The 8,743-nt window shown below is 55.1% G+C and carries 9 protein-coding genes; 6 read left to right on the top strand and 3 right to left on the bottom strand.

Annotated elements, in window-relative coordinates; all coding sequences use genetic code 11:
* Nucleotides 1-83 precede the first annotated feature (83 nt).
* A complete protein-coding gene (locus ACR0CZ_RS20420) occupies nt 84-902 on the bottom strand; it encodes a sulfotransferase family protein (RefSeq protein WP_170395130.1) in 819 nt (272 codons plus the stop codon).
* Nucleotides 903-1,042: 140 nt separating this feature from the next.
* Here ACR0CZ_RS20420 and ACR0CZ_RS20415 point away from each other — a divergent pair, with 140 nt between their 5' ends.
* Nucleotides 1,043-2,620 (top strand): DUF5928 domain-containing protein, encoded by a 1,578-nt coding sequence (locus ACR0CZ_RS20415; protein WP_170465800.1) that lies wholly within the window; start codon nt 1,043-1,045, stop codon nt 2,618-2,620.
* Between the two features lie 38 nt (nt 2,621-2,658).
* Here ACR0CZ_RS20415 and amaB read toward each other — a convergent pair whose 3' ends face one another.
* Together amaB and ACR0CZ_RS20405 are read right to left on the bottom strand one after the other, a co-directional pair.
* Complete coding sequence (gene amaB, locus ACR0CZ_RS20410; protein WP_480504133.1) at nt 2,659-4,170, bottom strand: L-piperidine-6-carboxylate dehydrogenase; 1,512 nt, start codon at nt 4,168-4,170, stop codon at nt 2,659-2,661.
* A 3-nt stretch (nt 4,171-4,173) separates the two neighbouring features.
* Nucleotides 4,174-5,280, bottom strand: a complete 1,107-nt coding sequence (locus ACR0CZ_RS20405) for a saccharopine dehydrogenase NADP-binding domain-containing protein (RefSeq protein WP_170395124.1) — start codon at nt 5,278-5,280, stop codon at nt 4,174-4,176.
* A 272-nt stretch (nt 5,281-5,552) separates the two neighbouring features.
* On the opposite strand from ACR0CZ_RS20405, the gene ACR0CZ_RS20400 reads away from it, so the two are divergent.
* From ACR0CZ_RS20400 to ACR0CZ_RS20380, 5 genes are read left to right on the top strand one after another with little or no spacing between them, the layout of a single operon-like run.
* The gene (locus ACR0CZ_RS20400) at nt 5,553-5,984 is read left to right on the top strand and encodes a hypothetical protein (protein WP_170395121.1); all 432 of its coding nucleotides are present in this window, start codon (nt 5,553-5,555) and stop codon (nt 5,982-5,984) included.
* A complete protein-coding gene (locus ACR0CZ_RS20395) occupies nt 5,981-6,643 on the top strand; it encodes a MotA/TolQ/ExbB proton channel family protein (RefSeq protein ID WP_170395118.1) in 663 nt (220 codons plus the stop codon). Before ACR0CZ_RS20400 ends, ACR0CZ_RS20395 begins: the two co-directional genes overlap by 4 nt.
* A 31-nt stretch (nt 6,644-6,674) precedes the next feature.
* Nucleotides 6,675-7,001 (top strand): biopolymer transporter ExbD, encoded by a 327-nt coding sequence (locus ACR0CZ_RS20390; RefSeq protein ID WP_170395115.1) that lies wholly within the window; start codon nt 6,675-6,677, stop codon nt 6,999-7,001.
* Between the two features lie 4 nt (nt 7,002-7,005).
* Nucleotides 7,006-7,383: an ExbD/TolR family protein gene (locus ACR0CZ_RS20385; protein WP_170395113.1), complete on the top strand. Its 378-nt coding sequence runs from the start codon at nt 7,006-7,008 to the stop codon at nt 7,381-7,383.
* On the top strand, nt 7,380-8,435 hold the full coding sequence (locus ACR0CZ_RS20380) for a TonB family protein (protein WP_170395110.1): 1,056 nt from the start codon (nt 7,380-7,382) through the stop codon (nt 8,433-8,435). The genes ACR0CZ_RS20385 and ACR0CZ_RS20380 overlap by 4 nt, the downstream gene beginning before the upstream one ends.
* The last annotated feature ends 308 nt before the right edge of the window (nt 8,436-8,743 follow it).

Genomic DNA, 8,743 nt, shown 5'->3' with positions numbered 1-8,743 from the left:
CATCACGCGGCGCCGGGCCCAACCAGAGGAGATGTCTCACAAGAGACATTGACGATGGGTGGGAGCCTCACACTTCGAGCGTCTTAATCACCCAGCTTGGCGTGAATCTCATCTAGATCGATCTCACCCGTCGGCATTTTTTTGGCGGGATTTTCGAAATCATACTTGAACAGTTCAAAATCCTGTTTGTAGATCTCGTAGACCAGATGCATCGACAAATCGTCAAAGTAATCCTCGACCGGATGCACGCGTTTTGGCCCATGGCCTTCGGATTCGTTGAAGCGCGGGATTTCGGACAGAGTCACGGGATGCGAGGTTTCAAGATTGTCCAACACCCCCTGCATCCCATCGTTGAACTTCTCGGTCCAAAAAATCCGATCGTATCGCCCGCCATTAGCGATCAGCGTCGAGACATGGCCAGACATGGCCGACCAGTGAATGTCGGGGTCCATCGGACGCCGCCAACGGATCGTGTCGCGTGCGAATAAAAGGAACCGGCGGAAACTGGCAATTTGGTCAAACTCGCCCTTGCCGTCGTCACCCCCGACTTCGATTCCATAGTTGTAAATCAGCGTTGGCACCAGATTGCCGCGATAGCGTTTGCCGTTGCGCTGGATGCCGCAGATCTTGTCAAAAAAGGAACTGAGAATGCGTGTGTAGGGATTACGCACGCAGGTAAACGTATAGGACTGGTGCGATTGAACATTTCTGGCAATCGGATCCTGACTGGCATCAAAGGCCCACTTGTGCATTCCGTCCTTGGCATCGTGAATGTCACCATCAAAGAAGCTGCCATGATCCGAGAAATACATGATTTGCCCGATCGTCGAGCAGGCGCATTTCGGCACAACACGGTAGACCATGCTTTGACTTTCGGTCATCCACGTTCCGGGAAAACCCATCTACTGCGCCTCCTTAGCCAGTTATCGCATTGATACTCCGGCATTTTGACCCAAAGAACCAAAAATATTCTGTTTATTCAATCGCTCATCCTCAGTATCACGGTTGCAATTGGGCAGAAACGGGGAATTACGAGACGCAAATGGCAAAGATTGCCTATATCTTGCTGTGCCACAAAGATCCTGACGCGATCATTGCGCAGGCCAGTCAGCTAACGGCTGCCGGCGATTGTATGGCGATCCATTTTGACGCTCGCGCCAAAGATACGGATTATGCGCAGATACGCGACGCCCTGAAAGATAACCGCAACGTCGCATTTGCAACGAAGCGGATCAAATGCGGATGGGGCGAATGGTCACTGGTTCAGGCCACGCTCCATGCATTACAGGCGGCGGTGGATCAGTTCCCAAGGGTCACCCATTTTTACATGCTGTCCGGCGATTGCATGGCAATTAAAACCGCCGAGTATGTGCACAGCTTTCTTGATGAACGCGACATGGATTTCATCGAAAGCCATGACTTCTTCGAAAGCAATTGGATTAAGACCGGAATGAAAGAAGACCGGCTGATCTATCGTCACTATTTCAACGAACGCAATCAGCCGCGCCTGTTCTATGCCGCATACGAAATACAAAAGCGTTTCGGTCTGACCCGCGGCATACCTGCAGACCTGCAGGTCAAGATCGGTAGCCAGTGGTGGTGCCTGCGCCGTCGCACAGTCGAGATGATTCTGGACTTCCTGCGCCAACGCCGCGATGTGGTCCGGTTTTTCTCGACCACCTGGATTCCGGACGAGACGTTCTTTCAGACGCTTGTTCGCCACCTCGTCCCGAAGCAGGAAATCGAAAACCGTACACTGACATTTTTGATGTTTTCCGACTATGGCATGCCTGTCACCTTCTACAATGATCACTATGACATGCTGTTGGGGCAGAACTACCTGTTCGCTCGCAAGATCAGCCCCGAGGCCCATGAGTTGAAGGAACGGTTGGGTCAGCTTTATGCCAGCGAAGGGGTCACGTTCCACATCTCGGACGAAGGGCGTAATCTGTATCACTTCCTTGCCGGTCGCGGTCGGGTAGGACGACGTTTCGCTCAGCGCTTTTGGGAGGTCGGCAATACGTTAGGCCCCGAGCGGCAGGCGTTTTTGATTGTTTGCAAGAAGTGGCATGTCGCCAAACGGCTTGTTGACCAGATCGCATCCGAAACCCCCATTCCCTGCATCGAATACATCTATGATGAGCAGGATACGCCATTGCCCGATTTGGGTGGAATCGAGACGACCCTGATTAAGCGGTCGCGCCATCGGCGGGCGGTTGCACGTATGTTGTTCGATTATTTCCAAAGCGACAGGCTGGTACTCTGCATAGATCCGGCCAATCTGGACGTCATTCAGGATTTCTGTGCAGATCAGGCCCAAACACGAGTTCTGGAAATCGAATGTACTTATTCAGATGAATATCTGACCGGCCATGCCTATCGCGTCGGTCTTGCGGGCCAGAACAGCTCACAGGATTCTCTTGCACGTCTGCTACCGACCCTTCGCAACGCGCTGTCTTACGAATCCGAATTGATCCGCAGTACCCAGAATGATGGGCTGTTCCATTTGCGTGAGGCGGCGGAACGTTCGGAGAATGAGGTGATTATCGCGGAATTTCTGGGGATCAGTGCCGATAAGGCCAAAGCGATCATGCAACTGGATTACCTGTTCGCTGATTGAATCCGGCGGCACGATCAGGTGCCGCCGGACATTCGAGTTCAGATGTCGAATTTGACACCTTGCGCCAATGGCAACTCGGCCGAATAGTTTACCGTGTTGGTCTGACGGCGCATGTAGGCTTTCCAGGCATCTGATCCGCTTTCGCGCCCGCCTCCGGTTTCCTTCTCGCCACCAAATGCGCCACCGATCTCGGCCCCGGACGGGCCGATGTTCACATTGGCAATCCCGCAATCCGACCCGGCCGCTGTCAGGAATTGCTCGGCTTCGCGCATGTTCAGTGTAAAAACGCAGGACGACAAGCCCTGTGGCACGTCGTTCTGAATCTCGATCGCCTCGGCAAAATCGTCATAGCCCATGACGTAAAGGATCGGAGCAAAGGTCTCGGCCTTCACAGTCGCGGTCTGGCCCGGCATCTCAACGATGGCCGGTTGCATATAAACACCGCCCGGCACACCTTCGGTCACGCGCTGACCTCCGAACACGGCACCACCCTCGGCCTTTGCTGATTCAAGCGCTGCGGTCATCGCATTGCCCGAAGCTTCATCCACCAACGGCCCAATCAACGTACCCTCGGTCAACGGATTACCGATGGGCAGACCTGCATAGGCTTTCTTCAGACGCCCAACCAGTTCCTCGCGGATCGAGGTGTGTACAATCAACCGCCGCAGTGTCGTACAGCGCTGCCCTGCCGTTCCCACAGCCGAGAATACAATCGCGCGCACCGCCATTTCCAGATCCGCCGACGGCCCAACGATCATCGCGTTATTGCCGCCGAGTTCCAGAATACACTTGCCAAAGCGCTGCGCCACGATCGGCGCAACCGCGCGGCCCATCCGGGTCGAGCCGGTGGCTGAAATGATCGGCACATCCTCGCTGGCAACCAGCGCCTCACCCAGATCGGCACCACCGATCAGGGTCTGCAATAGCCCCTCGGGGGCGTCACCAAACCGGGCCAACGCCCGCTCAAAGATTTTCTGGCAAGCCAACGCGGTCAGAGGCGTTTTCTCGGACGGTTTCCAAACTACCGGATCACCACAGACCAGGGCCAGCGCAGCATTCCACGACCATACCGCCACGGGGAAATTAAAGGCCGAGATCACTCCGACCGGTCCCGCCGGATGCCACGTTTCCATCATCCGGTGACCCGGGCGTTCCGAAGCAATGGTCAGACCATAAAGCTGCCGCGATAGACCAACAGCAAAATCGCAGATGTCGATCATCTCCTGCACTTCGCCCAGACCTTCCGAGGTGATCTTTCCTGCCTCCCAACTGACAAGCGCGCCAAGGTCGTCCTTGGCGGCCCGCAGCTCTTCGCCCAGCAGTCGGATCAACTCACCCCGGCGCGGAGCCGGCACAACGCGCCATTCCTTGAACGCCGCTTTCGAGCGGGCAAAGATGGCCCCCATCTCGGAAACCGGAGTTTCGTGAACCTCGGCCAACAGGCTGCCATCTATCGGAGAGGTCACCCGCAGCGACCCGCCGCTAAGCTCAGCTGCAGTCAGGTCCAAATTCGCAAGCGTGGTTTCAGCAGTCATTATAATGTCTTTCATATCTCAAGCCGCCTTGTTTTGTTCGGTAACGTCACCGGCGCGATAAAGCCGGCCAAATTCGGTGTTCAGGAAATCGGCAAGCTTTACCTGCTCTTGCCGAACAAAGCCTTTCGAGGGCAGAACCCCTGTCCGCATCAGATCGACGACACCCAATACGCCTGCCGCAGTGGTGACCTGGATCGCACTCCAGACTTGTCCATCTATGGTGCGCGCAAAGGATTTGTTGATCAGGGATTTCTCACGCAACGTGCCATCAACGATGCCCTTTGCCGTGCAGTAGACCAGCACGACATCTTGATCCGTACGCGGCAAGGCCGTTTCAAAAATCTCTTTCAGCAGATCGCGGCGACGCTCTAGTCCCAGGTCACTGAGCAACAAGCGCAAGATATCCCGATGGCCCGGATAGCGGATCGAGCGATAGGATACCGCCTTCGCCTTACCGTCTAGCGTCTCGGGCAAGGTGCCCAGCCCGCCCGATGTATTGAAGCACTCGTACTCGACTCCGTCATGGCCGATCAGCTCATAATCTTCGAGGGGGGCGGTCTTGACCCTCTCGCCATTCACAATGGCATCACATGGATTGCAGTATTCGTTGATTAGCCCATCAGTTGACCAAGTCAGGTTATATTTCAACGCGTTGGTCGGATAGAGCGGTAACGCCCCGACCCGCATATGCAGGCTGTCGATTTCATCGAACTCGGCCGCCAGCGCAGCGCCCGCAATCCCGACAAACCCGGGGGCCAACCCGCATTGTGGCATAAATGCCGTCTCGCTGTTCTGCGCCAGCTCGCGCACCGCGTTGGTGGCGGCGACATCTTCGGTCAGGTCAAAGTAATGCGCCCCAACAGTTTTAGCTGCGCTTGCAATTGCCGGTGTCAGAAAGAACGGCGCGGCAGAGATCACCGCATCAAAACCTTTAAGGCCTTTCTCCAAGCCCGCGCTATCGCTGGCATCAATCTGCCGCGTAGAAATGCCCCGCTTCTTGAATGCTGACAGGGCCGCAAGATCGTGATCGGCAACAGTCACCGTGTAATGTGCCGAGGTTTTCAGCAAAGTCGCGATCATCTGACCGATCTTCCCCGCCCCGACTACGCAAATATTCCAGCTCAAAACGCGCCTCCATTCTGTGTTTCTTTTGATTATGAAGGGCGACTTGTTCGGATTGCAGATCGTATCTTGACGAAATGAGGTAATTTTCCGTCATTTTGCCATATTATACGTCACTTTGCTAAATAGCTTACTCGAATATGACTTCGAACATGGTCGAATTCACAATCGTTTCAGCGCTCCTTTGAAGTGATTGTACTATCAGGTATGAGAGGACCATTGTCGGCTATACAACGCGGGCAATCGCGGTTCGCCCAAGCATATAGGTGCCTTCAATGAGATCTCTCCGTGTCCTGCTTACCTGTTTCGCATGCCTGCTTCCTTTTGCAGCTCTGGCCCAATCCGCTGAGGCACCTGCCGCTGAGATTTCATTAGAGCTCAATGCCTTGGAAGACGTTGGTAGTGCCTGCAGACTGACCTTTCTGGTGACCAACCAATCCGGAACCACTATCGATGAAGCCGTATTCGAGACGGTGATATTTGACACCGAAGGCAGTGTTGTTACCCTCTCGCTTTTTGATTTTCGCGACTTACCTTTGGATCGCCCACGTGTTCGTCAGTTCGATCTGCCAGAGATGTCTTGCACGACTGTTGGGCGCGCATTGATCAATGGCGCGAGTTCATGCGTGGTAAAAGGCTCCCAGAGCGACATCTGTCAATCGACCCTAACGCTCAGCAGCCGGATTGAAGTGGAGTTGCTTGGATGAATATTCTCTCTTCTCTTCGAGAGATCCTGACCCTTGGCGGGCCCGTTGTGGCTATCCTTATTGTCATGTCGGTCCTGACCGTAGCAGTTACTCTTTACAAGCTTTGGCAGTTCGCAGCCTGTGGCGTAGGGCGGCACAAGGTTCTGTCACAAGCGCTGCAGGCCTGGGATGCTGGAGATCGAGCCACTGCACGCGCGCGCCTCGCACAGAGCAGCAGCTATCTTGCACCGCTTGTCGAAGCCGCCATGGACGCGCCGGACACTCCTGATCTGGACGCTCGACTGGATGCCGAAGCTGGATTGGCCCTGGCCGGGCTGGAGCGCGGATTTCGGCTTTTGGATACGGTCGCCCAGCTTGCACCCCTGCTTGGATTGTTCGGAACAGTTTTGGGAATGATCAATGCATTCCAAAGCCTTCAGTCTGCCGGGTCTTCTGTCGATCCCTCATTGTTGGCAGGTGGCATCTGGGTTGCTCTGGTAACAACAGCCGTTGGCCTTGCGGTGGCAATGCCGACTTCAATGGTCTTGTCTTGGTTTGAAAGCCGAACTGCCCGGGAACGGGTGTTTGCGGACAAAGCACTGCGTACGGTTCTGGTCCCGAACAACTCGAACCAGTCCGCCTCAGGCAGGACCGAGATTCTGAACGCTGAACATGCGTAACACGGAACCCTTTGTCAGACGACCGATGTCGATGACTCCGCTCATCGATGTCATCTTTTTGCTGTTGCTGTTTTTCATGTTGTCTTCAACTTTCTCAAAGTTCGCGGAGATCGAAATCAGCAGCGCAACCTCAGGCGCATCAGAATCGGCTGAACCCGTCGAGCGAATATTCATCCAGATCGGTACCGAGCGCGTGACTTTGAATGGCGAAACACTGGCGCTGGATGAACTGTCTACGCGGATCGGGGCCGGTCAGGCACTGGTAAGCCTTGATGCGGATACGTCCGCCCAACGACTTGTGGATTTGCTGGTTGTTTTGCGTGGCCGCGATGGCTTGACCGTCACGGTGTTGGAGTAGACCGATGATCCGCTTTGGTCGCCCAAGCCGCAAACGAGACTCGACCATCCCTCTGATCAACGTCGTCTTTCTGATGCTGATCTTCTTTCTGATTGCAGGCACCCTGGCACCACCGCTTGATCCCGAGCTTCAGCTTGTCGACACATCGGAACTCGAAGGCCGCGACCCTCCCGATGCGCTTGTCTTGAACACCGATGGCATCCTCAGCTTTCGCGGAGTGCAAACCGATCCCGAGGCTTTTATGGCCAGCCATGATGACGGGCCCGTCAGGATTGTCCCCGACCGCAATGTTTCAGGCCAACGATTGATGGAGGTAACCGGTGCCCTTCGGCGGTATGGCGCGCCTTCTGTTTTCCTTGTGACCCAGCAGGCTTTGAAATGATCCGGAAGTCAGCGGCCATCGCTGCGTTGGCGGGTGTGCTTTCGCTTATCCTGCATATCTTTGGGATCAGCTTGTATGGGTCCAGCCTGCCAGAACTGCGGGCCAATGAGGAATCGGTCAGTTTGATCGAGCTTGGCAACACATTCGAAGAATTCACCGAAGACACGACAGACCCGGTCCAACCGGAATCTGCTGAAACACCCGAGCCCCCGGTTGAAGACACTATTAAGCCCAATACTGCCGACATCCCGATCAGCGAAACACTCGTCGCTTCCCCCAATCCTCAGCAGGTATCTTCACCCGATGTCGGAGCGCCCGTCGCCCCACGATCAGAGCTACAGGAAGAGGTGCCGACCGAACCGGTCGCCCCGTCCAACCCGGAACCAGCAACAGACGCAGATACCGCCGTAACGTCAGCGGTCGACCCGGAACCCGAGCGCTTGGCAGCTTTACCGCCCACAGACGGCTCAACAGAGCCGGTCCCTCCACTCGAGAGTACGGCAGTCGAACCAGAAATCCCAAGTTCGGTCGATGAGCCAACAAACGAGCCACCAGAAGAACAAGCCGCGCCTTCCGATCAGGCCGTATCTGTTTCCAAACGCCCCCGCCTCCCGGACAGAAGGCCCGCAACGGATACGCCAAAATCACTTGATGGGTTCAGTAACTTCGATAACTTGCGCAACCCTACGCAGACATTGGAGTCGCCGCTTAGCCTTTATCAAAAGGAAGGGGCTGACCCGTTCCGAGCCAGCAGTGGCCGAAATCAAACCTCGGGTCGCGGCGTTGGTAACTCCGATACCACGAACTATGCCGGACAAGTCCTGGTCCACCTCAATCAAACGCCCGTCGTCTATGTCCCGGTCCGCGGGTTTGCGCAGGTATTCTTCGAAATTAATCCTGATGGATCACTGGCTTGGGTTGATATCGTCGATAGCTCTGGCTCACCTGAAATCGAACGCGCCGCCAGAGATCAAGTCATCCGCGCCGCTCCATTTCCCCGTCCACCAAGCGGGTCAAGCCGCAGGCTATCGTTTTATTACCAAAATAGTTGATACCAAAGACAGCAGTTCGCCGAACCAGTTGTTCGTTCCCTGAATGCTTCAACACGCTCTAAGGAGAGGATTTCCATCGGTCGTCACGGCAAGGTCACCGTGGGCGAAGCACAGAAGTTGGCAAAAAAGAGCTGAGGGGGTGAGTGGCTAGTTACGAAAAGAAGTTTCCTCTCGTTGCTTCCACAGTGCTTCTAGAAGTATTGGCACAAATAGAAATACCGCCCTAGGGCGGTGCGTAAACATCTGATGTTGCACGGTGTTTTTTGTTTGCGGGAGTAGGATTTGAACCTCTGAGTTTCAGGTTATGA

The sequence above is a fragment of the Ruegeria sp. H9 genome, from assembly GCF_056532915.1.
The sequence above is the reverse complement of the archived record's forward strand: the minus strand, read 5'-3'. Positions and strand labels throughout refer to the sequence as shown.

Bases quoted from the DNA above. Each gene is read 5' to 3' on its own strand.
- ACR0CZ_RS20395 (WP_170395118.1), top strand. From the start codon at position 5,981: ATGAATATTCTCTCTTCTCTTCGAGAGATCCTGACCCTTGGCGGGCCC.
- ACR0CZ_RS20390 (WP_170395115.1), top strand. From the start codon at position 6,675: ATGACTCCGCTCATCGATGTCATCTTTTTGCTGTTGCTGTTTTTCATG.
- ACR0CZ_RS20380 (WP_170395110.1), top strand. From the start codon at position 7,380: ATGATCCGGAAGTCAGCGGCCATCGCTGCGTTGGCGGGTGTGCTTTCG.
- ACR0CZ_RS20400 (WP_170395121.1), top strand. From the start codon at position 5,553: ATGAGATCTCTCCGTGTCCTGCTTACCTGTTTCGCATGCCTGCTTCCT.
- ACR0CZ_RS20385 (WP_170395113.1), top strand. From the start codon at position 7,006: ATGATCCGCTTTGGTCGCCCAAGCCGCAAACGAGACTCGACCATCCCT.
- ACR0CZ_RS20420 (WP_170395130.1), bottom strand. From the start codon at position 902: ATGGGTTTTCCCGGAACGTGGATGACCGAAAGTCAAAGCATGGTCTAC.
- ACR0CZ_RS20415 (WP_170465800.1), top strand. From the start codon at position 1,043: ATGGCAAAGATTGCCTATATCTTGCTGTGCCACAAAGATCCTGACGCG.
- amaB (WP_480504133.1), bottom strand. From the start codon at position 4,170: ATGAAAGACATTATAATGACTGCTGAAACCACGCTTGCGAATTTGGAC.